The sequence below is a fragment of the Enterobacter sp. E20 genome, from assembly GCF_000801755.2.
Classification (GTDB): domain Bacteria; phylum Pseudomonadota; class Gammaproteobacteria; order Enterobacterales; family Enterobacteriaceae; genus Enterobacter; species Enterobacter asburiae_B.
Map to the genome: position 1 here is coordinate 3,819,693 of NZ_CP012999.1, position 26,131 is coordinate 3,845,823.

General features: G+C 56.1%; 19 protein-coding genes and 3 tRNA genes. 11 read left to right on the forward strand and 11 right to left on the reverse strand.

Features of this window, described 5'->3' with window-relative positions:
* Positions 1–458 precede the first annotated feature (458 nt).
* Positions 459–1,004, reverse strand: a complete 546-nt coding sequence (gene syd / locus NI40_RS17775; RefSeq protein WP_039263342.1) for a SecY-interacting protein — start codon at positions 1,002–1,004, stop codon at positions 459–461.
* Positions 1,005–1,073: 69 nt separating this feature from the next.
* Between syd and queF the strand changes: the two genes are divergently transcribed.
* From queF to xni, 5 genes are all read left to right on the forward strand, one after another.
* A complete protein-coding gene (gene queF, locus NI40_RS17780; RefSeq protein ID WP_039263341.1) occupies positions 1,074–1,916 on the forward strand; it encodes an NADPH-dependent 7-cyano-7-deazaguanine reductase QueF in 843 nt (280 codons plus the stop codon).
* A gap of 116 nt (positions 1,917–2,032) precedes the next feature.
* On the forward strand, positions 2,033–3,397 hold the full coding sequence (gene ppnN, locus NI40_RS17785) for a nucleotide 5'-monophosphate nucleosidase PpnN (protein ID WP_039263339.1): 1,365 nt from the start codon (positions 2,033–2,035) through the stop codon (positions 3,395–3,397).
* A gap of 514 nt (positions 3,398–3,911) precedes the next feature.
* Positions 3,912–5,207 (forward strand): HAAAP family serine/threonine permease, encoded by a 1,296-nt coding sequence (locus NI40_RS17790; protein WP_024909280.1) that lies wholly within the window; start codon positions 3,912–3,914, stop codon positions 5,205–5,207.
* Positions 5,208–5,272: 65 nt separating this feature from the next.
* Positions 5,273–6,640, forward strand: a complete 1,368-nt coding sequence (locus tag NI40_RS17795; protein WP_033146431.1) for an L-serine ammonia-lyase — start codon at positions 5,273–5,275, stop codon at positions 6,638–6,640.
* Positions 6,641–6,752: 112 nt separating this feature from the next.
* A complete protein-coding gene (gene xni / locus NI40_RS17800) occupies positions 6,753–7,508 on the forward strand; it encodes a flap endonuclease Xni (RefSeq protein WP_021241892.1) in 756 nt (251 codons plus the stop codon).
* A gap of 54 nt (positions 7,509–7,562) precedes the next feature.
* Here the strand turns inward: xni and rlmM are convergent, their stop codons facing one another.
* The 4 genes from rlmM to NI40_RS17820 all read right to left on the reverse strand — a co-directional run bounded on the left by rlmM (position 7,563) and on the right by NI40_RS17820 (position 10,585).
* Positions 7,563–8,663 (reverse strand): 23S rRNA (cytidine(2498)-2'-O)-methyltransferase RlmM, encoded by a 1,101-nt coding sequence (gene rlmM / locus NI40_RS17805; RefSeq protein WP_023309030.1) that lies wholly within the window; start codon positions 8,661–8,663, stop codon positions 7,563–7,565.
* Positions 8,656–9,051, reverse strand: a complete 396-nt coding sequence (locus tag NI40_RS17810) for a DUF423 domain-containing protein (RefSeq protein ID WP_023309031.1) — start codon at positions 9,049–9,051, stop codon at positions 8,656–8,658. The genes rlmM and NI40_RS17810 overlap by 8 nt, the downstream gene beginning before the upstream one ends.
* 39 nt (positions 9,052–9,090) lie before the next feature.
* Positions 9,091–10,008, reverse strand: a complete 918-nt coding sequence (gene gcvA / locus NI40_RS17815; RefSeq protein ID WP_023309032.1) for a glycine cleavage system transcriptional regulator GcvA — start codon at positions 10,006–10,008, stop codon at positions 9,091–9,093.
* Positions 10,009–10,357: 349 nt separating this feature from the next.
* Entirely contained in the window at positions 10,358–10,585 is a 228-nt protein-coding gene (locus tag NI40_RS17820) for a YgdI/YgdR family lipoprotein (protein ID WP_008499648.1), read from the reverse strand.
* A gap of 192 nt (positions 10,586–10,777) precedes the next feature.
* On the opposite strand from NI40_RS17820, the gene csdA reads away from it, so the two are divergent.
* Together csdA and csdE are read left to right on the forward strand one after the other, a co-directional pair.
* Positions 10,778–11,983, forward strand: coding sequence for a cysteine desulfurase CsdA (gene csdA / locus NI40_RS17825; RefSeq protein ID WP_039263338.1), 1,206 nt, complete (start codon positions 10,778–10,780; stop codon positions 11,981–11,983).
* Positions 11,983–12,429: a cysteine desulfurase sulfur acceptor subunit CsdE gene (csdE, locus tag NI40_RS17830; RefSeq protein ID WP_039263337.1), complete on the forward strand. Its 447-nt coding sequence runs from the start codon at positions 11,983–11,985 to the stop codon at positions 12,427–12,429. Before csdA ends, csdE begins: the two co-directional genes overlap by 1 nt.
* Here the strand turns inward: csdE and tcdA are convergent.
* The gene (gene tcdA / locus NI40_RS17835; protein WP_006811804.1) at positions 12,420–13,226 is read right to left on the reverse strand and encodes a tRNA cyclic N6-threonylcarbamoyladenosine(37) synthase TcdA; all 807 of its coding nucleotides are present in this window, start codon (positions 13,224–13,226) and stop codon (positions 12,420–12,422) included. The genes csdE and tcdA overlap by 10 nt on opposite strands.
* A 75-nt stretch (positions 13,227–13,301) precedes the next feature.
* Positions 13,302–14,399, reverse strand: coding sequence for a murein transglycosylase A (gene mltA / locus NI40_RS17840; RefSeq protein WP_033146436.1), 1,098 nt, complete (start codon positions 14,397–14,399; stop codon positions 13,302–13,304).
* 208 nt (positions 14,400–14,607) lie between these two features.
* On the opposite strand from mltA, the gene NI40_RS17845 reads away from it, so the two are divergent.
* The 3 genes from NI40_RS17845 to NI40_RS17855 all read left to right on the forward strand — a co-directional run bounded on the left by NI40_RS17845 (position 14,608) and on the right by NI40_RS17855 (position 14,926).
* Positions 14,608–14,684: transfer RNA gene (locus tag NI40_RS17845), tRNA-Met, on the forward strand.
* 44 nt (positions 14,685–14,728) lie between these two features.
* Positions 14,729–14,805, forward strand: a tRNA-Met gene (locus NI40_RS17850).
* A gap of 44 nt (positions 14,806–14,849) precedes the next feature.
* Positions 14,850–14,926: transfer RNA gene (locus NI40_RS17855), tRNA-Met, on the forward strand.
* An 88-nt stretch (positions 14,927–15,014) separates the two neighbouring features.
* Here the strand turns inward: NI40_RS17855 and amiC are convergent.
* Positions 15,015–16,268, reverse strand: a complete 1,254-nt coding sequence (gene amiC, locus NI40_RS17860; RefSeq protein ID WP_029740496.1) for an N-acetylmuramoyl-L-alanine amidase AmiC — start codon at positions 16,266–16,268, stop codon at positions 15,015–15,017.
* Between the two features lie 227 nt (positions 16,269–16,495).
* On the opposite strand from amiC, the gene argA reads away from it, so the two are divergent.
* Complete coding sequence (gene argA / locus NI40_RS17865; RefSeq protein WP_039263334.1) at positions 16,496–17,827, forward strand: amino-acid N-acetyltransferase; 1,332 nt, start codon at positions 16,496–16,498, stop codon at positions 17,825–17,827.
* Between the two features lie 54 nt (positions 17,828–17,881).
* Here the strand turns inward: argA and recD are convergent, their stop codons facing one another.
* The 3 genes from recD to ptrA are packed head-to-tail and all read right to left on the reverse strand — an operon-like array spanning position 17,882 to position 26,105.
* A complete protein-coding gene (recD, locus tag NI40_RS17870; protein WP_039263333.1) occupies positions 17,882–19,702 on the reverse strand; it encodes an exodeoxyribonuclease V subunit alpha in 1,821 nt (606 codons plus the stop codon).
* Entirely contained in the window at positions 19,699–23,241 is a 3,543-nt protein-coding gene (gene recB, locus NI40_RS17875) for an exodeoxyribonuclease V subunit beta (RefSeq protein WP_039263332.1), read from the reverse strand. Before recB ends, recD begins: the two co-directional genes overlap by 4 nt.
* Positions 23,238–26,105: a pitrilysin gene (ptrA, locus tag NI40_RS17880; RefSeq protein WP_039263331.1), complete on the reverse strand. Its 2,868-nt coding sequence runs from the start codon at positions 26,103–26,105 to the stop codon at positions 23,238–23,240. The genes recB and ptrA overlap by 4 nt, the downstream gene beginning before the upstream one ends.
* Positions 26,106–26,131 lie beyond the last annotated feature (26 nt).

Below are 26,131 nucleotides of genomic sequence, written 5' to 3' on the forward strand. Positions count from 1 at the left end.
CATCCGTAAGCCGATGCATCCTGCACACATCCTCCTGACGTGTTTGTCTCATCCTGAAACGTCCTGGCCTTCCTGACCCACCGACCATCCTGACCGGCTCTCGTTCTCCTTCCTGGAGGTGTCCCTTACGCATCCTGCGCTATCCACTTCGCTTCATCCTGAAGCCTTCCTGAAGCGCCATCCTGACGAGTCCTGTGTAAGAAACGCCATCATCCTGATGTTCGTTTCTCGTGTCGGCGTCCTGTCGACAGAAATAGAATCCGCTATTCCGCTTCGTCTTACAACCCACCCTTTCTGGGTTGTAAGCCGTAAGAAATCCCTAAAAACAATACGATGAACAAGTAATTCGTTGAAAAATAGAGGGATATTAATCTGAATTAAATGAGGTAATACTGAATCTTCAGCGATCTCTCACAAACGTTGTAAGAGATCTCTCACACGCGCTATAGCATCAAGGATTACAGAAGTGGCTCAAGTCGAGTGAGGAAATCCGCAAGAGAGGGGGCGAGAGTCTCGCGATTGCGGGTGCCGATAGTCTCTTTAACCACTTCACCTGACAGATTACAGACGGAGATAACGTCCAGTTCGCTGTCCAGCGTGGCAATAAAGAGCGTCGGAGAAAGCTTCAGGCGTTTTTGCGTGACCAGGTGACCAATCAGGTTTTCCTGAACACGCTGCAGATCGTCTTCGCTCCAGGTCTGCAACAGCGTCAGCGTGATATCAGCAAAGCGCGCAGGCATATCCCCTGCGAACTGCGTGGTATAAAATGCTTGAACCGCTGGTTGTACCACAATGTCCATTGCCCGCTCAACCGCATTTACATTTTGCTCGCCGTCGAAAGGTTTTGGTTGCCAGATAACGTAATCGTCGACTGAAGAGATAATGCACGGCGAAGGTACGCCATACAAATCAGCACTTTGCGGCCATGTCTGGTCCTTTTCATGCCATGCGTCGCAATAGCGGGTCGTGAAGCTAGTGAGGGCATTTGCAGTTTCGATGTCCACCGATTTCTCTCTTCTTGTCAGACAGGATAAACTCAGGCCATAAGTGTACCTGTAAAGTGGCTATGAAACATGTCTTACGAAAATCATCAGGCGTTAACCGGCTTAACGCTGGGGAAATCGACCGATTACCGCGATACCTACGATGCAAGCCTGCTGCAGGGCGTGCCGCGCAGCCTGAACCGCGATCCTCTGGGCCTGCATGCGGATGCCTTGCCGTTTGTCGGCGGTGACATCTGGACGCTGTACGAACTCTCGTGGCTTAACGCGCGCGGTCTGCCGCAGGTGGCGGTGGGCCACGTTGAGCTGGATTACGCCAGCGTTAATCTCGTGGAATCCAAAAGCTTTAAGCTCTATCTCAACAGTTTTAACCAGACAAAATTCAGCAGCTGGGACGACGTTCAGCACACCCTGGAACGTGATTTAAGCGCCTGCGCGCAGGGAAAGGTGAGCGTTTCACTGTATCGCCTGCACGAGCTGGAAGGGCAGCCGGTCGCCCATTTTAACGGGACCTGCATCGACGATCAGGATATCGAGGTGGAGAATTATGAATTCAGCGCCGATTACCTTGAAAACGCGGCGAGCGGAAAGGTGGTCGAAGAGACGCTGGTCAGCCACCTGCTGAAATCCAACTGCCTGATCACCCACCAGCCGGACTGGGGTTCGGTGCAGATCCAGTACCGCGGCCCGAAAATTGACCGGGAAAAGTTGCTGCGCTACCTGGTGTCGTTCCGCCATCACAACGAATTTCACGAGCAGTGCGTGGAGCGTATCTTTAGCGATATTCAGCGTTTCTGCCAGCCAGAAAAACTGAGCGTTTACGCGCGCTACACCCGCCGTGGCGGTCTGGACATCAACCCGTGGCGCACCAACACCGATTTTGTGCCAGCAACGGGACGGCTGGTGCGTCAGTAATATAAATATTTTCACAATATGCGCGGTATCTTCCGCGCTTTAGGTTGTGAAACGCCACGCGCCAGGGCTATTGTAATCAACAGGGAAAGACGATAATCGTCCCGTAAGGAGCTCACTTGATTACACATATTAGCCCGCTTGGCTCAATGGATATGTTGTCGCAGCTGGAAGTGGACATGCTTAAGCGCACGGCCAGCAGCGATCTTTATCAACTGTTTCGTAACTGTTCACTTGCCGTACTGAACTCCGGAAGCCTGACAGATAACAGTAAAGAACTGCTGTCCCGCTTCGAAAGCTTTGATATCAACGTGCTGCGCCGCGAGCGTGGCGTGAAGCTTGAAGTCATCAACCCGCCGGAAGAGGCCTTTGTCGACGGGCGCATCATTCGTTCACTTCAGGCTAACCTGTTTGCCGTGCTGCGTGACATCCTGTTTGTTAACGGGCAGATCCACAACGCAGGCCGTTTCCAGCATCTCGACCTGGAAAGCTCGGTCCATATTACCAACCTGGTGTTCTCCATTTTGCGTAACGCCCGTGCCCTGCACGTTGGCGAAGCGCCGAACATGGTCGTCTGCTGGGGCGGCCACTCCATTAACGAAACCGAATACCTTTATGCGCGTCGGGTGGGCACCCAGCTCGGCCTGCGCGAGCTGAATATCTGTACCGGCTGCGGTCCGGGTGCGATGGAAGCGCCAATGAAAGGTGCCGCAGTGGGACACGCGCAACAGCGTTACAAAGAGGGACGGTTTATCGGCATGACCGAGCCGTCAATCATTGCCGCTGAGCCGCCTAACCCGCTGGTTAACGAGCTGATTATCATGCCGGATATCGAGAAACGTCTTGAAGCGTTTGTCCGTATCGCCCACGGCATTATCATCTTCCCGGGCGGCGTGGGGACAGCGGAAGAGCTGCTCTATCTGCTGGGTATTCTGATGAATCCGGCCAATAAAGATCAGGTTCTGCCGCTGATCCTGACCGGGCCAAAAGAGAGCGCCGACTACTTCCGCGTGCTGGACGAGTTTATCGTGCACACGCTGGGCGAATCCGCGCGTCGTCACTATCGCATCATCATTGACGATGCCGCAGAAGTGGCGCGCCAGATGAAAAAAGCGATGCCGCTGGTTAAAGAAAACCGTCGCGATACCGGCGATGCGTACAGCTTTAACTGGTCAATCCGTATCGCGCCGGACCTGCAGATCCCGTTCGAGCCAACGCACGAAAATATGGCGAACCTGAAACTCTATCCGGACCAGCCGGTGGAAGTCATGGCTGCCGATCTGCGTCGTGCCTTCTCCGGGATTGTGGCGGGCAACGTGAAAGAGATGGGCATCCGCGCCATTGAACAGTACGGTCCGTACAAGATCCACGGCGACCCGGAGATGATGCGCCGCATGGACGACATGCTGCAGGGCTTTGTCGCTCAGCACCGCATGAAGCTTCCGGGCTCAGCCTATATTCCTTGCTACGAAATCTGCACATAACGCTCAACTGCATCTGATCAAAGCCGGGTCGCCCTGTTGCGCGTCCCGGCTTTTTTATTAACGAGGTAATTCATACGCATCACTTATGTCTTTTACAAACTATGCGCAAACGCAAACGATTACCTGGTTTTTTCAACCGTAAATTATCAGTCTTAATCCAAATTACCTGCCAGAAAATACTAAAAACCCATTTCTTTACAGCTAAAGACACCTATATCACGGGCCAGTCTTTCAGCTCACATGTCGTTGGTGGTAGCCTTCGCGCCCGTAAATTCTCTTTGACGTTTTTTTAACAGATAAATGGTCTAAAGATGCCCACATCATAAGTGGATTATTGCATTTGGGATCAGGATCACTGATAGATTCATAACTAGAATGTATCTTTCCGCCCGCCAATAGTTACGGGCGAAAATTATTAAAAAACCGTCACTGAACGAATTTCATATTACCGTCAGGCACTTTTTCATCGGATTTGACTAAAAACCTGACAATTTGCTTCCTCCAGGAGATACAGATGGAAACCACTCAAACCAGCACCGTTGCTTCGATTGAATCCCGAAGTGGTTGGCGCAAAACGGATACCATGTGGATGCTTGGCCTTTACGGCACAGCAATCGGCGCTGGTGTACTGTTCCTTCCTATCAACGCAGGCGTCGGCGGTCTGATCCCGCTGATCATCATGGCTATCATTGCTTTCCCGATGACCTTCTTCGCACACCGCGGTCTGACCCGCTTCGTGCTGTCCGGTAAAAACCCGGGCGAGGACATCACTGAAGTTGTTGAAGAGCATTTCGGCGTTGGCGCAGGTAAACTGATTACCCTGCTCTACTTCTTCGCGATTTACCCTATTCTGCTGGTCTACAGCGTGGCGATCACCAACACCGTTGAAAGCTTCATGATGCACCAGCTGCACATGACGCCGCCGCCGCGTGCGATTCTGTCGCTGATCCTGATCGTGGGCATGATGACCATCGTTCGCTTCGGTGAGCAGATGATTGTGAAAGCAATGAGCGTACTGGTCTTCCCGTTCGTTATTGCTCTGATGGTGCTGGCTTGCTACCTGATCCCACAGTGGAACGGTGCAGCGCTGGAAACCCTGTCCCTGAGCAGCGCATCGGCAACCGGTAACGGCCTGCTGATGACCCTCTGGCTGGCGATTCCGGTAATGGTGTTCTCCTTCAACCACTCCCCAATCATCTCTTCTTTCGCTGTGGCGAAACGTGAAGAGTACGGTAATGGCGCAGAGAAGAAGTGCTCCAGCATCCTGGCGCGCGCTCACATCATGATGGTACTGACCGTAATGTTCTTCGTCTTCAGCTGCGTACTGAGCCTCTCCCCGGCGGATCTGGCGGCAGCGAAAGAGCAGAACATCTCTATTCTGTCTTACCTGGCGAACCACTTTAACGCACCGGTCATTGCGTGGATGGCACCAATCATCGCGATTATCGCCATCACCAAATCCTTCCTGGGCCACTACCTCGGCGCGCGTGAAGGCTTCAACGGTATGGTGATTAAATCTCTGCGCGGTAAAGGCAAGAGCATTGAAATCAACAAGCTGAACAAAATCACTGCGCTGTTCATGCTGCTCACCACCTGGGCGGTAGCAACGCTGAACCCAAGCATCCTGGGCATGATTGAAACCCTGGGCGGCCCGGTCATCGCGATGATTCTGTTCCTGATGCCGATGTACGCGATTCAGAAAGTCCCTGCTATGCGCAAGTACAGCGGTCATGTGAGCAACGTGTTTGTGGTTATCATGGGTCTTATCGCAATCTCTGCGATCTTCTACTCCCTGTACACCATGTTCTGATTATCACCCGCGCCGTCTTCGGACGGCGCACTCCTCCCTCTCTGACTGAAAGCAATGGACGCATCATGATTAGCGTATTCGATATCTTCAAAATCGGTATTGGTCCTTCCAGCTCTCACACCGTCGGACCAATGAAAGCCGGTAAGCAGTTCACGGATGACTTGATTGCACGCGGCATCTTGCATGACATTACCCGCGTGGTTGTCGATGTATACGGCTCGCTTTCCCTGACCGGGAAAGGCCACCATACCGATATCGCCATTATCATGGGCCTGGCGGGAAACCTGCCGGACACCGTTGATATTGATGCGATCCCTGGCTTCATCCAGGATGTGAACACCCACGGTCGCCTGCTGCTGGCGAACGGTGAGCATGAGGTTGAATTCCCGGTTGACCACTGCATGAATTTCCATGCGGACAACCTGTCGCTGCACGAAAACGGCATGCGCATTACCGCGCTGGCCGGCGACAAAGCGGTATACAGCCAGACGTATTACTCTATCGGCGGCGGTTTTATCGTCGACGAAGACCACTTTGGTCAAACCAATACCTCTTCTGTCGAAGTGCCGTATCCGTACAAAACGGCGGCGGATCTTCAGCGTCACTGCCAGGAGACGGGCCTTTCCCTCTCCGGCCTGATGATGAAAAACGAACTGGCACTTCACAGTAAAGAAGAGCTCGAACAGCACTTCACTAACGTCTGGGAAGTGATGCGCGGCGGTATTGAGCGCGGGATCACCACCGAGGGCGTTCTGCCGGGCAAGCTTCGCGTGCCGCGTCGCGCTGCTGCGCTGCGCCGTATGCTGGTGAGCACCGACAAAACGACAACGGACCCGATGGCCGTTGTAGACTGGATCAACATGTTCGCCCTGGCGGTAAACGAAGAGAACGCCGCTGGGGGCCGCGTGGTCACCGCGCCGACCAACGGCGCCTGCGGTATCGTTCCGGCGGTGCTGGCGTACTACGACAAGTTTATCCGTGAAGTGAACGCGAATTCGCTGGCGCGCTACCTGCTGGTCGCCAGTGCGATTGGTTCGCTGTATAAGATGAACGCGTCCATTTCCGGTGCGGAAGTGGGCTGTCAGGGTGAAGTCGGCGTGGCGTGCTCCATGGCGGCAGCGGGTCTGGCCGAACTGCTGGGTGCAAGCCCGACACAGGTGTGCATTGCTGCGGAAATCGGCATGGAACATAACCTTGGGCTGACCTGTGACCCGGTTGCCGGACAGGTACAGGTACCGTGCATCGAACGTAACGCGATTGCCTCCGTGAAGGCGGTGAACGCGGCACGTATGGCGCTGCGCCGCACCAGCGAACCGCGCGTCTGTCTCGATAAGGTTATCGAAACCATGTACGAAACCGGTAAAGATATGAACGCCAAATACCGCGAAACCTCTCGCGGCGGCCTGGCGATGAAGATCGTGACCTGCGATTAAGCCCCTCAGGAAGCCTCGTTTTGCGAGGCTTCTTCCTGTTTTCCCCACCATTCATAGTTTCACGCTGCTGACAGTGTTACCCTTCACGCATGAGATAGAAGGGAGATTATCTGTGGCCGTTCATTTACTTATCGTCGATGCTCTTAACCTGATCCGCCGTATCCATGCGGTACAGGGGACGCCTTGTAAAGACACCTGCCTGCACGCGCTGGAGCAGCTTATCCGCCACAGTGAGCCCACCCATGCGGTCGCGGTATTTGATGACGAAGCCCGCAACACGGGCTGGCGTCACCAGCGTCTGCCCGACTACAAAGCCGGACGCGCCCCGATGCCGGACGATCTTCACGCTGAATTGCCCATGCTGCGCGCTGCATTTGAACAGCGTGGCGTCCCCTGCTGGGGTGCACAGGGAAATGAAGCCGACGATCTCGCGGCCACTCTGGCCGTAAAGGTGGCAAGCGCCGGACATCAGGCCACTATCGTTTCAACTGACAAAGGCTACTGCCAGCTGCTCTCGCCGACTATCCGCATTCGCGACTATTTTCAAAAACGCTGGCTGGACGCGCCGTTTATTGCCAGCGAGTTCGGCGTCTCGCCTGAGCAACTGCCGGATTACTGGGGGCTGGCAGGCATCAGTAGCTCTAAGGTTCCGGGTGTCGCCGGTATTGGACCGAAGAGCGCCGCGCAGCTGCTGACGGATTTTCAGAGTCTGGAAGGGATTTACGCCCGTCTGGATGAGGTGCCAGAAAAGTGGCGCAAGAAGCTGGAGGCGCATAAAGAGATGGCGTTTATCTGCCGGGAAATCGCAACGCTACAGACGGATTTACAGCTGGACGGGAATTTACAGCAGTTGAGATTAGAGCGTTAACGCTTTTCTGTAGGCCCGGTAAGCGTAGCGCCACCGGGCAAAACAAAGCACGTACTATCGCTCGTCGCGACGTCCGCCAACCGCAGCCCACCAGCGACGAATATGCACCGTCACCTCTTCACGGTCGTGATACAGCTGACGCGCCTGGATCTCCACGTTAATACCGTGCTCGTCCATCTGCTCCTGAATGTAGGCCAGGTTCTGCGATACTTCCTCATAGCGCTTTTTCATCGGCAGCTTGAGGTTGAAAATGGTCTCACGACACCAGCCGTTCACCAGCCAGGAGGCCATCAGCGCGGCGACTTTTGCCGGCTTCTCAACCATATCGCACACCATCCACGAGATGTTGTTACGGTTCGGGCGATAGCGGAAACCGTCTTCCCGCAGCCAGGTAACCTGCCCGGTGTCCATCAGGCTTTGCGCCATTGGACCGTTATCAACGGACGATACCCACATATTGCGTTTCACCAGCTGATAGGTCCAGCCGCCCGGGCACGCGCCAAGGTCGACGGCGTACATGCCGTTTGCCAGACGTTCATCCCACTCATCCGCCGGGATAAAGACGTGGAACGCCTCTTCCAGCTTGAGCGTGGAACGGCTTGGTGCATCGGACGGGAAGCGCAAACGCGGAATGCCCATAAAGAAGGGAGAGTTGTTGGTGGTGTACGAATAGCCTGTATAGCAGCAGCCTGGTGCGATAAAGAAGATATGCACCACCGGACGCTTCGGCGTTTCGTAGTTCGTCAGCACGCCTGCATCACGCAGCGCCGCACGCAGCGGCACGGTGAACTTACGGCAGAACTTCATCAGCTCTTTACTTTCGTTGGTATCCGCCACTTCAACGCGCAGATCGCCGCCCTTCTCCACCACGCCCTGCAGCATGCCGACAATTGGCGTGATGCGGTCTTCCGGCGGAAGATCCTTCAGCAGCTCACCCGCGACAAACATCTGGCGAGCAAAGATCAGCGAGCTGAACGGCAGCTCGCGCGCCAGCTTGTCTGCGTCTTCAGGCTGATAGCACTCGAATACCACATAGCCCGCGTTTTCTTTTACGCGGGCAAAGCCGAAGACTTCGCGCTTCGCCGCTTTATCGGTAATTTCCGCGGCGCACTCTTTCTCAAACCCCGGGCGACAATATAAAACAACCTTATTCATGAACAACGCCCTTGCGTTTCAGACGGATAGCTCCGATAAACATTAATACCCAACCCGCCAGGAAGCTGAAGCCGCCGACAGGTGTAACGAACGCCCACAGGCGCAAATGTGAGAGCGCAAGGCAGTACAAGCTACCGCTGAACAACACGGTACCCAGCGCCATAAACACGCTGCTCCAGTAAAACCAGATACTGATACGACGCTGCATCGCCACCGCCAGCCCAAAAATAGCCAGCGTGTGGAACGCCTGATATTCAAGGCCGGTCTGGATCCAGCCCATCTCTACTGCGCCTAAAGACTTGCTTAATACATGTGCGCCAAAGGCGCCCAGTGCAACAAAAATAAAGCCACTCACCGCGGCAAAAATCAGCATGAATCGGCTGGTCATGTTTAAGTCCTGAGTTGATGCGTGCCCGGCACACAAACGTTATTGCTCATACCTGAAGCGGAATTTTTCTTGCTCGGTTGCCGCTTTCGCCAGTATCCACTGCCGGAAGGCGGCTATTTTACCCAGTTCTGCCTGACTGTCATGACAAACCAGATAAAACGCATTCTTGCTGACCAGTACATCATTAAAAGGGCAAACCAGGCGGCCTGCCTCAATTTCGGACTGCGCCATGACGTTGTTCGCCAACGCCACGCCTTGCCCGTGAATGGCAGCCTGTAACACCATCGCACTGTGGCTAAAAATGGGTCCCTGCTGCACGTTAATATGTGTAAGACCTAATTGACGGGTATAAGTTTGCCAGTCGCGGCGAGAGGCATCATGCAAAAGCGTATGCTGAGCCAGGTCAGCGGGTGACTTCAGCGCCTTCTCACCTGTTAACAGCAGGGGAGAACAGACCGGCAGGAGATATTCTGCGTATAATTTTTCAACGCGCAAGCCCGGCCAGTTACCGCGACCATAAAAAATGGCGACATCTACGTCATCGGCCAGCTTGTCCTCCTGACGATCTACCGCCTGGATTCGAACGTCGATCCCCGGATAAGCTGAGTTAAAGCTTGAGAGTCTTGGCACCAGCCAATGAATGGCAAAACTGGGCAATAAACTGACGGTCAGAGCACCTTTTGCACTGCGAGCCTGCAGCTTACGCGTGGCTTCCGTGAGCTGGGAAAAAATCTCTTTAATATCCTGAAAATAGCTCTGCCCCTCTTCAGTCAACAGCAACGAACGGTTGCGTCGACGAAACAGCTTAAGGCCCAGAAAATCCTCCAGAGACTTGATTTGGTGACTTACTGCGGCCTGTGTCACAAAAAGCTCATCTGCTGCGCGGGTAAAGCTCAGATGACGTGCTGCTGCATCAAAAACTCGTAATGCATTAAGAGGTGGCAATCGCTTTGACATGGTTATCTGGCTTAGATGTTAACGGGATTTAACAAACAGGAAACAATGTTTAACCTATTAGTTTTTTTTATCTGAGCCATTATAATTTGTCCGTTGAGGAACTACCAGCAAATACCTATAGTGGCGGCACTTCCTGAGCCGGAACGAAGAGCTTTTTTCGGAATGCGTGTTCTGAAGGGCTTTTGGCTTACGGTTGTGATGTTGTGTTGTTGTGTTTGCAATTGGTCTGCGATTCAGACCACGGTAGCAACGCTACCAATTTTTCACTTCCTGTACATTTACCCTGTCTGTCCATAGTGATTAATGTAGCACCGCCAATTTGCGGTGCTTTTTTTTCGCCTGCGATCTGTTAATGCTCGATCTCTTTCATCTCTTTCACGTCCGTGCGGTTGATCTGCTGCTTGTTCCCGTTAGCATCTTTGTACGAAATCATCCCGGTATCATTATCGGTAGTCGGTTTCCCTTCCGAAACGATAGAACGACCATCGTTGGTGTGCATCACGTAGTTGTTACCGGAACAGGCGCTCAGGGCAAAAGTAAACGCACAGGCAGAAATGATTGCAGCTGTCTTATTCATGATTATTCTCCTTTAGCAATTAATGCTATTCAAACCTCGATTTATAACAGGCTAAAACATCCGCCTAACACTATTTAGCATAACCTGCTTTTTTGAGGCCGTAAGGATAAGCAGACAATTCTGATAGATATCAACCTCCTTGCCCTGCCGCTGAAATTGCGCGACGATCGCTATATTGAAATGAGGAATCCCATGAACGCTTTCAGTCCTGCGCAGTTCCGCGCACAGTTTCCGGCCCTGGCCGATGCCGGTATTTACCTGGATAGCGCCGCCACCGCCCTTAAGCCACAGGCGGTGATTGAGGCCACGCAGCAGTTCTACAGCCTGAGCGCCGGGAACGTGCATCGCAGCCAGTTTGCCGAAGCGCAGCGATTAACCGCGCGCTATGAAGCCGCACGCGATCAGGTCGCTCGCCTGATCAATGCCGAGAGCGGGAAAAACATCGTCTGGACGCGCGGCACGACCGAAGCCATCAATATGGTGGCCCAGTGCTACGCGCGCCCGCTGCTTCAGCCGGGCGATGAGATCGTCGTCAGCGAGGCGGAACATCACGCCAACCTGGTGCCATGGCTGATGGTGGCAGAGCAAACGGGTGCACGCGTGGTGAAGCTTCCACTGGGTGCAGACCTTCTGCCCGATGTGGCCCGTCTCCCCGAGCTGATTACATCCCGCAGCCGCATTCTGGCGCTCGGACAGATGTCGAACGTCACGGGAGGTTGCCCGGACCTGGCTCAGGCTATTCGCATTGCCCATGCCAGCGGGATGGTGGTGATGGTCGACGGCGCTCAGGGCGTGGTGCACTTCCCCGCTGATGTGCAGGCGCTTGATATCGATTTCTATGCCTTCTCAGGACATAAGCTCTACGGGCCAACCGGTATTGGGGCGTTGTACGGCAAGCCTGAACTGCTGGCAAAAATGACGCCGTGGCTCGGTGGCGGCAAAATGATCACCGAAGTGTCGTTCGATGGCTTCAAAACTCAGGATGTTCCCTATCGTCTGGAAGCGGGTACGCCGAACGTGGCGGGGGTGATTGGCTTAAGCGCGGCGCTGGAGTGGCTGGCAGAAACAGACATCGTTCAGGCTGAAAGCTGGAGCCGGGGGCTGGCGACGCTGGCAGAGGAAGAGCTCAAAAAGCGCCCGGGCTTCCGCTCGTTCCGCGTTCAGGACTCAAGCCTGCTCGCCTTTGATTTCGCGGGCGTTCACCATAGCGACATGGTGACGCTGCTCGCCGGATACGGCATTGCCCTACGTGCCGGACAGCACTGCGCCCAGCCGCTGCTGGCGGCGCTCGGCGTTAACGGTACGCTGCGCGCCTCGTTTGCGCCGTATAATACCCAAAGCGATGTCGACGCGCTGGTTGCCGCCGTTGACCGCGCCCTTGAAATACTGGTGGATTAATGACTAGCGCTGCTTTAGCCGGACATCCGTTTGGCACCGTCATCACAGAAGAGACCTTAAAACAGACCTTCGCCCCGCTCCAGCAGTGGGAAGATAAATATCGACAGCTGATCCTGCTGGGTAAACAGCTCCCGGCCCTTTCAGACGATCTTAAAGCGCTGGCGAAAGAGATCGCAGGCTGTGAAAACCGCGTCTGGCTGGGCGTGAGCGTCTCCGGCGAGAAGCTGCACTTCTTCGGCGACAGCGAAGGCCGCATCGTCCGGGGCCTGCTGGCCGTATTGCTGACCGCTGTGGAAGGGAAAAGCGCGGCGGAATTGCTGGCACATTCGCCGCTGGCGTTATTTGATGAGCTGGGGCTGCGCGCGCAGCTCAGCGCCTCGCGCGGTCAGGGGTTGATCGCGCTGAGCGACGCGGTACTGGATGCCGCACGTCAGGCTCAGGCCTGACGTTCCGCCTTCGCCATCATTTTCTTGAGGGCGTGAGACACCGCCACAAAGCCGAAGGAGGCGGTCACCATGGTGGCCGCACCAAACCCGGAGGCGCAATCCATTCGTTTTGGCCCTTCCGCCGTGCTTTTCATCGCGCAGACTGAGCCATCCGCCTGCGGGTAGACCAGCGCTTCGGTCGAGAACACGCAGTCGACGCCGAGCTTGCCTTTGCTGTTCTTCACCACGTTAAAATCGCTCTTCAGACGCTCTCGCAGCTTGGCCGCCAGCGGATCCTGGATCGTTTTCGCCAGGTCGGCCACCTGGATCTGCGTCGGATCGATTTGCCCGCCCGCACCGCCCGTCGTGACCAGCGGCACCTTGTAGCGACGGCAGTATGCGATCAGCGCCGCTTTTGGCCGCACGCTGTCGATGGCGTCAATCACATAGCTATAGCCTTTGCTCATGTACTCCGCGACGTTATCTGCCGTCACAAAGTCGTCGATCACCGTCACGCGGCACTCCGGGTTGATCAAACGGATACGCTCCGCCATGACCTCAGACTTCGCCAGTCCGACGTTATCGCGCAGGGCGTGGATTTGACGGTTGGTGTTGGTGACGCAAACGTCATCCATGTCAATCAGCGTGATTGCGCCAATACCGGTTCTCGCCAGCGCTTCTGCCGCCCACGACCCCACACCACCAATGCCCACGACGCAGACGTGCGCATCCGCAAACAGCTGCAGGGCTTTTTCACCATATAAACGTGCCGTCCCGCCAAAACGCTGGCGCCAGGCGTCGCTGATTACCACAGACATAAAACCTCAGATGTAAAAAGGGTGAGGTTTTCCTCACCCTGAACAGTAATCCGTATTGCGCTCAGAATACCACAATCAGCCGCTGAATACGTTTCCAGCTCCCGGAGCTGCCTTCAGTACCCACACGCGTCCGTAGTGGTTATACCAGCCCGCGCGATGGCCTGCGTCAGGGCCAATGCCCTGATAGATGTCAAAGTGCTGGCCTTTTATTGCCCCGCCAACGTCCAGCGCCACCATCAGACGCAGCTCATACTGGCCGTTGAACTTGCCGTTATTGTCCAGCAGAGGAACCTCAGCCAGCAGCGTGGTGCCTGCAGGAATAATCGAACGATCCGATGCTACCGACGCGCGGCCAATCAGGGGAACTGCACTCGCCCCTTTCACCGGCGCGAAGTTTTGCGGTTTGAAGAAGACGAACGACGGGTTCTGCTCCAGCAGCTCGCGCACCTCGGCTTCGCTGTGTTTCTCGCCCCACTCGCGGATCGCCTGCATCGACATATCTTCTTTCTTCACTTCACCGCGGTCGATCAGCACTTTACCGATGCTGCGATAGGCGTGGCCGTTTTTACCGGAATAGCTGAAGAAGTTAAGCGGCGACCCGTCGCCAAAATCAATGTAGCCGCTGCCCTGAACGTCCATGATGAAGTTATCCATCAGGGAGTTGCTGTAGGCCAGAACGTAGTTTTCGCTCAGCGCACCGGCGTAGATCTCAGCGCGAGACGGCAGACGACCGCGTTTTGGCGGCATACGATAGATAGGATACTGGAACTCGCCCTGACGGGAGTGTCGTGCCTGGATAACCGGGGTGTAGTAACCGGTAAACTGGACGTTGCCGTAGTTATCGGCCCCTTCCATCTGCCAGGCGTCGATACCAAACTGGCGCATGTTGCGCGTATCGCCGCCTGCTTTAAGCCAGTCCTGGACCGCGTTATACACGCTACTCTGGGCGCCATACAGACGCGGCGACGCGTTGCGGATCTGGTAGACCTGCTCGGAGAAATCACCGGCATTAATCGGTGCGCCGACGGCATCAGGCTGATTAACTAAAGAGAAAGGCTGGGATAACTTCCCGTCTTTATACTGTTGACCGCGATCGGTCGGTTTGGAAGAACAGGCCGCAAGAATCGCTACCATTGCGCCCGCCATCAGATACTTCGCCCAACGTCCTTTCATTATATCTCGTCTTTAAGTTGCCCATTTCCGCGTGATGAAGATAACAAACCGCCAGGGCTAATGAAATGCGATCGCATGCCCTTTGGCAAATTTTGCGCAAAAAATAGTCCGAACAGAGCCATGTCGTTCAATTTGCATACAAAATCATGATTTATGTGAAAAAGGGGTTGCATCACAAACCTATCCGAGTATAGTGCGCATCCACGGACGCGGGGTGGAGCAGCCTGGTAGCTCGTCGGGCTCATAACCCGAAGGTCGTCGGTTCAAATCCGGCCCCCGCAACCAATTAAAATTTGATGAAGTATCTTCTACGACTGTAGAAAGACGGACGCGGGGTGGAGCAGCCTGGTAGCTCGTCGGGCTCATAACCCGAAGGTCGTCGGTTCAAATCCGGCCCCCGCAACCAATCAAATTTGAAGAAGTAAGTTTCTACACGAGTAGAAAGACGGACGCGGGGTGGAGCAGCCTGGTAGCTCGTCGGGCTCATAACCCGAAGGTCGTCGGTTCAAATCCGGCCCCCGCAACCAACACTTCTGAAAACAATAAACACCCTCAAGGGTGTTTTTTTGTATCTGTCGTTTGTGAATTTGCCGGGCGTTTACCCGGCTGAAAGCATTATCCGCGTCGCGCCAGCGTCGCCCCGTCAGAGAAATACGCCCGTATCCCCGCCAGAATCGACTCCGCAACCTCCTGCTGGAATTTTGCCGTCTTGAGCTTACGCTCCTCTTCGACGTTACTGATAAACGCGGTTTCGACCAGGATGGACGGGATATCCGGTGCCTTGAGTACCGCAAACCCGGCCTGTTCAACGCTGTTTTTATGCAGCTTATTGATGTTGCCCAGCTTGCCCAGCACCGCTTTACCAAACTTCAGGCTGTCGTTAATGGTCAGCGACTGCACCATATCGAACATAGTATGGTCGACGTAGCGGTCGCCGCTTTTGCTCACGCCACCAATCAGGTCAGAGGCGTTCTGGCTGTCTGCCAGGAATCTTGCTGCGGTACTGGTCGCGCCTTTGGTTGAGAGCGCAAACACCGACGAGCCGCTTGGCTGGCGGCTGGTAAAGGCATCCGCATGGATCGACACGAACAAATCGGCGCGCTGCTTCTGCGCTTTCGCCACCCGGACCTTCAGCGGAATAAAGATATCTTCATTGCGCGTCATATAGGCGCGCATATTGCCTTCTTTATCAATCAACGCCTTCAGGCGGCGGGCAATTTGCAGCACCACGTCTTTTTCACGCGTGCGGTATTTACCCACCGCGCCGGAGTCTTCGCCGCCGTGGCCGGGATCGAGCATGATCACAATCGGACGATCCCGCCCTGCTTTTCCGGGCTGCGGGCCACTTTGCGCAGGCGGCACCTGACGCTGAAGATCGCCCTTGTTGTAGTCCTCCAGCAGAGCGAGAAGTGGATCCTGGATATCCGTTGCGTTGGCCGGGTAGAGATCCATCACCAGACGCTCTTTAAAGGTCGCGACGGGCGCCAGGGCGAACAGCTGCGGCTTAACGTTCTGTTTAAGCTCAAACACCATGCGCACGGTTTGCGGATCAAACTGCCCGACGCGAGCCGATTTAATAAACGGATCGTCGCCGCGGATCTGCGCCGCCATCCCTTTCAGCACGGAGTTGAGGTTAACGCCTTCGAGATCCACCACCACGCGTTCCGGGTTGCTGAGGGCAAATTGCTTATATTTCAGCACGCGATTGGATTCAACCGTCACGCGCGTATAGGTCGACGACGGCCAGACGCGCACCGCCACCACCTGACTCGTGGCGGCAAGACCGACCTGACTGACGCTAAGCAACCACATTGCCCCGGCCCCTTTTAACAAACGGCGGCGGCTTATTGCTGAATTGGATCCCGACATGCTTCTCCCGAGCAAGAACACTGACTGATATACAAAATGTCCAAATTGACCGAAAACTTTAACGAATGACGCATAAACTGTCATCTATAAAAGGGTAAACAATCATACGCTAACGCACGGATTACTTACCAATTTCTATGGGTCGCAGAAAATTTGCGCTTGCACACGCGACCACAATCGAATAAAAATACAGAAATTACGAATAAACATTCATTAAGGGTTGTGCCATGGTGAAGGAACGTAGAACCGAACTGGTCCAGGGATTCCGCCATTCTGTTCCCTATATCAACGCCCATCGGGGAAAAACGTTTGTCATCATGCTTGGTGGCGAAGCCATTGAGCATGAAAATTTTTCCAGCATCGTCAATGACATTGGCCTGCTGCACAGCCTCGGGATCCGCCTGGTGGTGGTGTATGGCGCGCGTCCGCAGATCGACGCCAACCTGGCCGCTCACCACCACGAGCCGATTTACCATAAACATACCCGCGTCACCGATGCCAAAACCCTGGAGCTGGTGAAACAGGCGGCGGGTCTGCTGCAGCTGGATATTACCGCGCGTCTCTCCATGAGCCTGAACAATACGCCGCTGCAAGGCGCGCATATCAACGTCGTGAGCGGCAACTTTATCATTGCCCAGCCGCTCGGCGTGGACGATGGCGTGGATTACTGCCACAGCGGCCGTATTCGTCGTATTGATGAAGAAGCTATTCACCGCCAGCTGGACAGCGGTGCCATCGTGCTGATGGGCCCGGTCGCCGTTTCCGTGACTGGCGAAAGCTTTAACCTGACGTCCGAAGAGATCGCCACGCAGCTGGCGATCAAGCTGAAGGCGGAAAAAATGATTGGGTTCTGCTCCTCCCAGGGCGTCGTGGACGGTGAAGGAACAATCGTACCGGAACTCTTCCCGAATGAAGCCCAGGCCCGCGTGGAAGCGCTGGAAGCCGAAGGCGATTACCACTCCGGCACCGTCCGCTTCCTGCGTGGCGCCGTGAAGGCCTGCCGCAGCGGCGTGCGCCGCAGCCACCTGATCAGCTATCAGGAAGACGGGGCCCTGCTGCAGGAGCTGTTCTCCCGCGACGGTATTGGTACACAGATTGTGATGGAGAGTGCGGAGCAGATCCGCCGCGCCACCATCAATGACATCGGCGGCATTCTGGAGCTGATCCGCCCGCTGGAACAGCAGGGCATTCTGGTACGCCGCTCACGCGAACAGCTGGAGATGGAGATCGATAAATTCACCATTATTCAGCGCGATAACCTGACCATTGCCTGCGCCGCGCTCTATCCGTTCCCGGAAGAGAAGATCGGTGAAATGGCCTGCGTGGCGGTGCATCCTGATTACCGTAGCTCTTCACGCGGCGAAATGCTGCTTGAACGCGTGGCGGCGCAGGCGCGCCAGATGGGGCTGAGCAAACTGTTCGTCCTGACGACGCGCAGCATTCACTGGTTCCAGGAGCGCGGATTCACGCCGGTGGATATCGATTCTCTGCCGGAAACGAAGAAAGAGATGTACAACTATCAGCGTCGTTCAAAAGTGCTGATGGCTGACCTGGGATAATACAACGCTTGCCGGGTCGCGCTGCGCGTACCCGGCCTGCATGTCTGGCGTTGTTCAGAGTGACTCAAATATCGCGCCCAGTCCGCTTCGGCGTTCCGTTCGGGTGGCGATCGCCTGCACCAGCACCCGTTCATCGGCATACAGCGACAGACGCTGACGCGCGCGCGTAATGGCGGTATAGATCAGCTCGCGGGTAACGACGGGTGAAAGCTGCGTGGGCAGGATCAGCGCCGCATGGTTAAACTCGGAGCCCTGGGATTTATGCACCGTCATCGCCCAGGCGGTTTCATGCTCGGGCAAACGACTGGGCTGGAAGGACTTCACGCTCCCGTCCGGCATCTGGAACCAGACGCGCAGGCCCTGACCGCAGTCGAGCGCAATCCCGATATCCCCGTTAAACAATCCCAGCGCGCTGTCGTTGCGGGAGATCATCACCGGTCGCCCTTCATACCAGCGCGAGTGCGGGGTACGGTTAATTTTGCGTTTTTGCGCCAGCAGCTGTTCCAGCCTGTCGTTCAGACCCCGGACGCCAAAGGGGCCTTCCCTCAGCGCACAGAGCAGCTGGTATTCGCCAAACGCGGCAATGACCTGCTCCGGTGTACTTTGCTGTTGTACGCCCGTCAGAAAGTGCTGGTACCCCTGCAGGGCATCGTCCAGCATCGCCTGATACTCTTCCCCGTTTTGCAGCGATTTTTTCTCAATATCCGTAAAGGTACCGTCAAATACCGCTGTGGTGGTGCGCCGGTCGCCCCGGTTCACCGCCGCCGCAAGCTGGCCGATGCCGGAGTCGCTGCCGAAACGGTAGCTTTTTTGCAGCAGACACAGGCTGTCGCGCAGCGCCCCTGCAAGCGAATGGTTTTCAGACGTGAGCGAACATCCGGTGAGACGGGCTAACTCCTGCGCGCGTTCCGCGGTATATCCCAGGCTGGCATAGGTGCAGATATCCCCCAATACGGCCCCGGCCTCAACGGAGGCAAGCTGGTCGCGATCGCCGAGGAAAATGACGCGCGCGTGAGGCGGGAGCGCATCGATCAAACGCGACATCATCGTCAGGTCAATCATCGACGCTTCATCCACGACCAGCACGTCAAGGTGCAGTGGGTTACCGGCATGATAGCGCAGACGCTGGCTACCCGGCTGTGCGCCAAGCAAACGGTGCAGCGTGCTCGCTTCATTGGGGAAAAGCGCAAGCTGCTCCCCGGTTAGCGGCAGTTTTTGCAGCGCGCCGCCTAACGACTCCGTCAGACGTGCCGCCGCTTTACCGGTGGGGGCCGCCAGGCGAATACGGCACTTTTTCTCACCCGATAGCTGAATCAGCGCGGCAAGCAGTTTTGCCACAGTGGTCGTTTTCCCGGTGCCCGGGCCGCCAGAAATCACCGAGATCCGTCGCGTTAAGGCCACGGCTGCCGCCACTTTTTGCCAGTCTGTCGCGTCGTCAGAGGTAAACAGCGTATCCAGCGTTTGCCGGAGCTGCGCTTCATCGCAGGGAAGCGGGGCGTTGGTCTCGCTGAAGAAGCGCGCTACCGTCAGTTCGTTACGCCACAGCCGGTTAAGATACAAACGCTCGCCGACAAGGATCATCGGCGTCCCGGTATCGGCTCCGCTCACGGCAGGCGAGCCGAGTAATATCCCCTGCCAGTCCACTTCGTCACCCAGCAGCGCGAAACACGCCTGTAAAGCCGGAGGCATTTTCTCATCCACCGCCAGACGCGACAGCGGCAGACATACGTGCCCTTCCCCCGCGTCTTTGCTCAGAATGGCTGCGGCCAGCATGACGGCAGGCTCCTCGCCTGCCACCATCATGGCGAACTGCACATCCAGGTGACGCAGTAACCGTTGTTCAACCGCGTCCAGCAGTAGCGCCTGCATCGTCATGCTACCTCCTCCGTGCTTGCAGCAAACAGGTTATCCATTTTTTCAATCAGTTCCGCAGCCGGACGCGTGCAAAAGACGCCGGAACGCGGGTCGTTAGCATCCACTCCGCGCAGGAACAGGTAAATGACGCCGCCAAAATGATCTTCGTAGCGGTAATCGGCCATGCGATGGCGCAGGTAACGGTGCAGCGCAAGGGTGTAAAGCTGGTACTGCAGATCGTAGCGATGCATTTGCATGGCAGAGGCCATCGCGTCCTGGGTGTAGGCTTCGCTGCTTTCACCCAGCCAGTTCGATTTGTAGTCCAGCAGGTAGTAGCGCCCTTCGTGGCGGAAAACCAGGTCGATAAAGCCTTTGAGCATCCCCTGCACCTGGCGGAAGTTCAGCGGCGGGCACCCGGCGGATAACGGATCGTACTCGCGGATCAGCGCATCAAGCGCCTCGGCCCTGAGCGGGCTGGCGATGGGGAGATAAAACTCCATCTCCACCTGCTTGTCTTTGGCGGTCAACTGGTTCAGCGAGATCCCCTGCGTCGTGAGCGGCGCGTGCAGTACCGCGCGGATCCAGTCGGTGAGAACCGGCTGCCACTGCGCGTCGTAGCCGCCACTCTGTAACATTTTCAGCACCCATTCTTCGGAAACCGGCTGGGTAAAATCCAGCTCTTCAAACAGGCTGTGCAAAAACGTGCCCGGCGAGGCGCCGCGCGGGAACTGGTGCGGCGTGAGCACCGGCTCAGCGGGTACGCTACCGGCTCCTGCGGCGTCCACGTCCAGTTTTGGCATCAGATCCTGCGCAATACTCTGCCCGTGCTGCTGTAAACCGGAGTAGCTGGTGACGCGCCAGTCGTCGGCAATGGTACGTACAACCTGGCGGGCATGGAGCGCTGACTCACGCAGCTCCGGCATCTGCCAGCGGCTGTTGTCGGGCTGCGACGGAATATGCAGGGCAACATGCTCCGTGCAAAGCGATTCGATGCACTGGCGCAGGCCCGCCGCGTCTTTGGGTTCGCCGTGCTGAATAAGCCGCCCCAGCGCGCTCAGATGAAAATCACTCTCCCCGCTCTTTTCGCCACGGCGACGGAACAGAGGCGCAACGCCCAGGCTGCAGTGCCAGACCGAACGGGTCAGCGCCACGTAAAGCAGGCGCAGGTCTTCCGCCAGACGCTCGGCTTCGGCCAGCTCAACGCTGGACTCCGCGTTGCTGAGATCGAGCACCGCCTCAAAAGACTCGCGATCGTGGTAAAAGGCCTGATCCTGCACGCGATAATTGGCGATAAACGGCAGCCAGACCAGCGGATATTCCAGGCCTTTCGACTTGTGAATGGTGACGATCTGCACCAGATATTTATCACTCTCTAGTCGCATCTGCTGGCTGGACGAATTACTGTTCGGATCGGCAATCTGCTGCGCCAGCCAGCGTACCAGAGCGTGTTCGCTCTCCAGCTGCGTACCGGCTTCCTGCAGCAGTTCGCTGATATGTAAAATATCGGTCAAACGGCGCTCGCCGCCTGCTGTCGCCAGCATATTCTCCGCAATGTGGCGCTGCGCCATGAGCTCGCGCACCATCGCCATGACTCCACGCTTCTGCCATTTTTCGCGGTAGCGAACAAACTCTTCTACGACAGAATCCCACGCGGCTTCGTCATTGTTCAGCGCATCAATATCCCGCGCGTTCAGCCCGAGCATCGCGCTCGCTAATGCGCTACGCAGCGTGCTTTCCCGCTCCGGAGCCAGCACGGCCTGCAGCAGCCATAGCATCTCCTGCGCTTCCAGCGTTTCAAAGACGCTATCGCGGTTCGAGAGATAGACGGAGGGAATATTCAGTAACGTCAGAGCGTCGCGGATGAGCGCGGCCTCCTGACGGCTGCGCACCAGCACCGTGATATCGGATGCCTTTACCGGGGTTGGTTTATCCCCCTTCCACAGCAGCGCTTTACCGTGCGCGCCCGCACTGAGCCAGTCGCGGATTTGCGCGGCACAGTGCTGGGCCATGGCATTTTGATAGTCGGCAACGCCGCAGCCTTCCCCGTCCAGCAGCCAGAAGTTCATGGCAGGCTGCGTCTCGCCGTTGAACTCGAAGCGCAACGAGGCATTTTTCTCGGCGAACTTTACCGGCTGAAACGGGATCTCCCGGAACATAAACGCCGTATCCATGCGGCTGAAGAGCGCGTTGACGCTTTCCACCATGCCGGGAGAGGAGCGCCAGTTAGTATCAAGCGTGTAGTGCGCGTCAACTTCGCTACGGGCTTTCATGTAGGTGAAAATATCCGCACCGCGGAAGGCGTAGATGGCCTGTTTCGGATCGCCGATTAACAACAGCGCGGTGCCGGGCTGCTGGCGCCAGATACGGCGGAAAATGCGGTATTGCTGAGGGTCGGTATCCTGAAATTCGTCAATCATCGCCACCGGGAAGCGGGTGCGGATCGCGGCGGCAAGCGCTTCGCCATTTTCACTGCACAGCGCCGCATCGAGGCGGCTCAGCATGTCGTCAAACCCCAGCTCACCCCGGCGGCGTTTCTCACGCGCGACGGCGTCGCGAATTTCCGTCATGGCGCGGGTAATCATCAGATCGTTGAGCGTTAAGGGCTCAGCCAGCAGGGTTTCAATCGCCACAAACAGAGGATGCTCAGGCACAATGCCGTCGGCTTTGGTCCGCTCAGCCAGGAAACGTTGGGAGAATTTCTCCAGCGCATCCGGGAGCTGGTAGCCTCGCGTCTCCTCCTGCGCCCAGGCGCTGATCTTGTCGATCCATTTCCCCTGATTGCCACGGTTAAACTTGCGTCGGTCAATCCCGGAATTTTCGATGATTGCGTCAATCTCGCCAACGGACTCAATCCATTTTTGCTTGATGTCGGCAATTCTCGCGATGATTTTTTCATGGCGTGAGGCCAGGGTTTCATCCGCAGGCGGCGGGGATTTGATGACCGGTGCTTCACCCTGCAGATAACGATCGATAGCGCGCAGCAGCGCCTCCGGGCCCTTCCACAGCGCATGTACCGCTTCGGCGATATCGCGCTGTAACGGGTAGCAGTGGCGACGCCAGAAATCCGCGCAGGCCTGATAGCGAAGCACGGATTCATCTTCAATGAGCTGCTGTTCAAATAGCATTCCGGATTCAAACGCATTCAGGCTCAGCATACGCTGGCAAAAACCGTGAATGGTAAAGACGGACGCTTCATCCATCTGCCGTTCAGCGAGCAATAGCCACTGGGCTGCCTGTTGCTTATCGGCAATTTCTTCCAGAAGGCTCGCGTAGAGAGGGTTATCCGTGCTCTGACGCAGACAGGCGATGCGCAGCTCGTGGATATTGCTGCGAATACGGCCCCGCAGCTCAGCGGTGGCAGCCTCGGTGAAGGTCACCACCAGCAGTTCCTCCACGCTCAAAGGACGTGGAAAAGCGGCGTTGCCGCCAAGCCCCAGCAGCAGACGCAGGTACAGCGCGGCAATGGTGAAGGTTTTTCCCGTTCCCGCTGAGGCTTCAATCAATCGTTCACCCTGCAGAGGTAAACGTAAGGGATCAAGGGACTCAGCGGTATCGGTCATTCTTTCTTACTCCAGGGCATAGATTGCTGCAGCGCGCTGACGCTCTTCCAGACTTTCCAGCCTTTCGGGTTCACGTACTCCGTTTTCCCGTTCTGGCTACCGGAAACCTGAGACAGGATGGTGATTCCCTGCGGCTTAATGACCGCCTGATGGAAGAAGTCGGCAACCTTCTGCGGCGTCAGCTGTTTTATCTCGGCCACTACTTTATCACGCGAATCAAATTTCAGATTACCGCGATCGAAATCTTTGCTCAGCTGCGAGGCTTCTTCACCCAGCGTCTGCGGCGGCTGCATCACCTGTGCGATGACGGCCTGCTGGATTTGCGCAAACTCTTCCGGCTTCATGGCGCGGAGTTTTGCTTCCACCTGTGGGAAGAAGGCCTGGTAACGCTTCCAGAGATACGCCGGCTGTTTATCGCTGCTTTGCAGCAGGAAACCCAGTCCCCACTGTCGGCCTACGTTCATGGAGAAGGCAAACACCGCGTAGCCAAGCTGCTCCTCAGTGCGTAACTGGTTATAGAACCACGGCTGAATAATTTGCCCCAGTACGGCACTCTGCGCTGAGCTGGCGAATTCATCATAGCCCGTTGGCACAAATACCGCGGCCAGCGCGGAATCCGTGCTGTTACCCGCCTTTTCAAAAATCACATTCTGTTTTTTCTCAACCAGCACGTCCTGGTTGCGGCACCACTCGTCGCCTTTCGAACCGAGCTGAGTGCGTACATTCTCTGCCAGGGTTTTGGCCTGATCCTCACTCATGTTGCCGACGATCAGGAACTCCGGACGCGTGTTGGTTTTCAGCGCATCACGGTAAACCAGCACGTCTTTTAAGGTGATCGAAGGCAACAGCGCGCGGCGATCCTCTCGCTGGAAATAAGGAACTTGCGACAGCATTTGCGCCGGCATAAGCGCCATATCGTAAGCTTTGCCCTTCTCCGCAGAATCCATCATCTGCGCATACCACGATTTAGCCTGTTCAAGCTGCTCTTCCGTCGGCGTATAGCTGAAATAGCCCTCCAGCAGTGCCTGGAACAGCTGAGGCAAACGCTGGGTATAGCCGTTTGCATTGAGCATCAAACCGTTGTTGGCGTTGGTGGAGAAGCTGATCCCGCCCACGGCCGCCTGGTTGCTGAGCTGATCGAGCGCAATCCCGGCGAGATAGTCATTGAGCGCGAACATCACCTGATTTTTGGCGCTGTTCATCGCTTTCGGGTTACGCAGCACCACGCTGACATCGGCCTTTGGCTCGCTTGCGAAGTAGCGGCTGGGCGTATACACCACCCGCAGCGTCGGCTCATCAACGATGAGCGCCGGGTGCGGATAATCTTTTGTCGTTTTGGTCAGCGAGAAGTCATCCGGAATATAGGGGTTCAGCTCCGGCAGCTTCAACGCAACCTCTCCGGCCTTCTTCTGCCAGTCGGCGAAGGTCTGCGCGCTGATTTTATCCACCTGATAGGGGGCATCGACAAAATACGCCGTCTTGTTATGCGGTTCGTTCGGGCTGATGTACCAGATGCGGGCATTCTCCGGCGTCATCATCGCCAGGCGGCCTTTTACCGCATCGGCATCATAGCGGTCGGCAATATTGACCGCGTCGAGGGTGTGCTCCACCGGCACGCGGATCATGGTATCCGCCAGCCACTCAACGTAATCCATATCGCGGGTAATGGACGGGTAACGGAAATCGAGATCCAGCACGTGGGCGAGCTCATCAAAGTAGCGCTTATCGACGCCTTTCTCACGCAGTAAAGAGAGGTAGCTGAAGATCGCCGCCACCACTTCGTCACGGTTTGCCAGGCCCTTGTCGGTCAGGGTGGCGGAGATCGCCAGCACGCCGCTATTGCCGTTCACAACCGGATCGGAGTCGGCGCGAATACCTTCCACCAGCCCCTGTTTTTGCAGCCAGTCAGAAAGCGTACCCGGGCTACGGTTACCTATCAGATAGGTCACCAGCTCATCGGTTTTACTGCGAAACTGTGCGGTGTTGTTATCGATGCGGAATTCCACGCGCAGCACTTTGCGCGGCAGCGCAGGCACGTAGTGGATCACGATGCCCTTTTGCGCATCCGTGACCACCGGTACGTCTATCTGCGGCAGGTCGATATTTTTATTCGGCACCCGGCCAAACGTTTTAGCCGCCATGCCTGCCAGTTCTGGCAACGGTTTATTGCTGTAGATGACCGCTTTCATCAGGTTGGCGGAGTAGTATTTATCGCGAAACGCGTGCAGGGCATCAAGCACCGGGCTGTTCGGTTTGTCGCTTAACGTCTCAAGGTTACCGCCGGAGAAGCGCGAACCCGGGTGCGCAGGGTTGATGGTTTCGGCGCTGACCTGGGCCATGCGCATACCGTCTCGCGTGCGGGCAAGGGTCAACTCAGCATTGACGGCATTGCGTTCACGGTCGGCATATTTTTTATCCAGCAGGGGGGCGGCGATGGAATCAGCAAGGCGATCGACCGCGCCTTCCAGCGCATCATTTTCGACTTCAAGATAAAAGGCCGTGCGGTACGGTGCCGTACTGGCATTGTGGCTCCCGCCATGCATTTTCAAAAATTCGGACAGGCTATCCGGCTGCGGGTATTTTTTTGACCCCATCAGCGTCATATGTTCCAGATAATGTGCAAGCCCAGGATGCGCGTCAGGATCTTCCAGCGATCCAACCGGCACCACTAATGCCGAGAGGGACTTCACCGCCTGCGGATCGGAAACCAGCAGCACGGTCATGCCGTTATCAAGACGAATAGCCTGATATTGACGGGTATCTTTTTCGCTTTTACGAATAGTTTCCTGAACGGGTTGCCAACCGGAGTCTGCCTGAGTGACAGGTACCCAGAGGGCGAAAAACAAAACAAACGCTTTAAACAAGGTGCTACCTCTTTATCACGGCTACA

Bases quoted from the DNA above. Each gene is read 5' to 3' on its own strand.
- NI40_RS17795 (WP_033146431.1), top strand. From the start codon at position 5,273: ATGATTAGCGTATTCGATATCTTCAAAATCGGTATTGGTCCTTCCAGC.
- queF (WP_039263341.1), top strand. From the start codon at position 1,074: ATGTCTTACGAAAATCATCAGGCGTTAACCGGCTTAACGCTGGGGAAA.
- tcdA (WP_006811804.1), bottom strand. From the start codon at position 13,226: ATGTCTGTGGTAATCAGCGACGCCTGGCGCCAGCGTTTTGGCGGGACG.
- mltA (WP_033146436.1), bottom strand. From the start codon at position 14,399: ATGAAAGGACGTTGGGCGAAGTATCTGATGGCGGGCGCAATGGTAGCG.
- rlmM (WP_023309030.1), bottom strand. From the start codon at position 8,663: ATGAATAAGGTTGTTTTATATTGTCGCCCGGGGTTTGAGAAAGAGTGC.
- csdE (WP_039263337.1), top strand. From the start codon at position 11,983: ATGACTAGCGCTGCTTTAGCCGGACATCCGTTTGGCACCGTCATCACA.
- NI40_RS17820 (WP_008499648.1), bottom strand. From the start codon at position 10,585: ATGAATAAGACAGCTGCAATCATTTCTGCCTGTGCGTTTACTTTTGCC.
- csdA (WP_039263338.1), top strand. From the start codon at position 10,778: ATGAACGCTTTCAGTCCTGCGCAGTTCCGCGCACAGTTTCCGGCCCTG.
- amiC (WP_029740496.1), bottom strand. From the start codon at position 16,268: ATGTCGGGATCCAATTCAGCAATAAGCCGCCGCCGTTTGTTAAAAGGG.
- NI40_RS17810 (WP_023309031.1), bottom strand. From the start codon at position 9,051: ATGACCAGCCGATTCATGCTGATTTTTGCCGCGGTGAGTGGCTTTATT.
- argA (WP_039263334.1), top strand. From the start codon at position 16,496: ATGGTGAAGGAACGTAGAACCGAACTGGTCCAGGGATTCCGCCATTCT.
- recB (WP_039263332.1), bottom strand. From the start codon at position 23,241: ATGACCGATACCGCTGAGTCCCTTGATCCCTTACGTTTACCTCTGCAG.
- NI40_RS17790 (WP_024909280.1), top strand. From the start codon at position 3,912: ATGGAAACCACTCAAACCAGCACCGTTGCTTCGATTGAATCCCGAAGT.
- recD (WP_039263333.1), bottom strand. From the start codon at position 19,702: ATGACGATGCAGGCGCTACTGCTGGACGCGGTTGAACAACGGTTACTG.
- gcvA (WP_023309032.1), bottom strand. From the start codon at position 10,008: ATGTCAAAGCGATTGCCACCTCTTAATGCATTACGAGTTTTTGATGCA.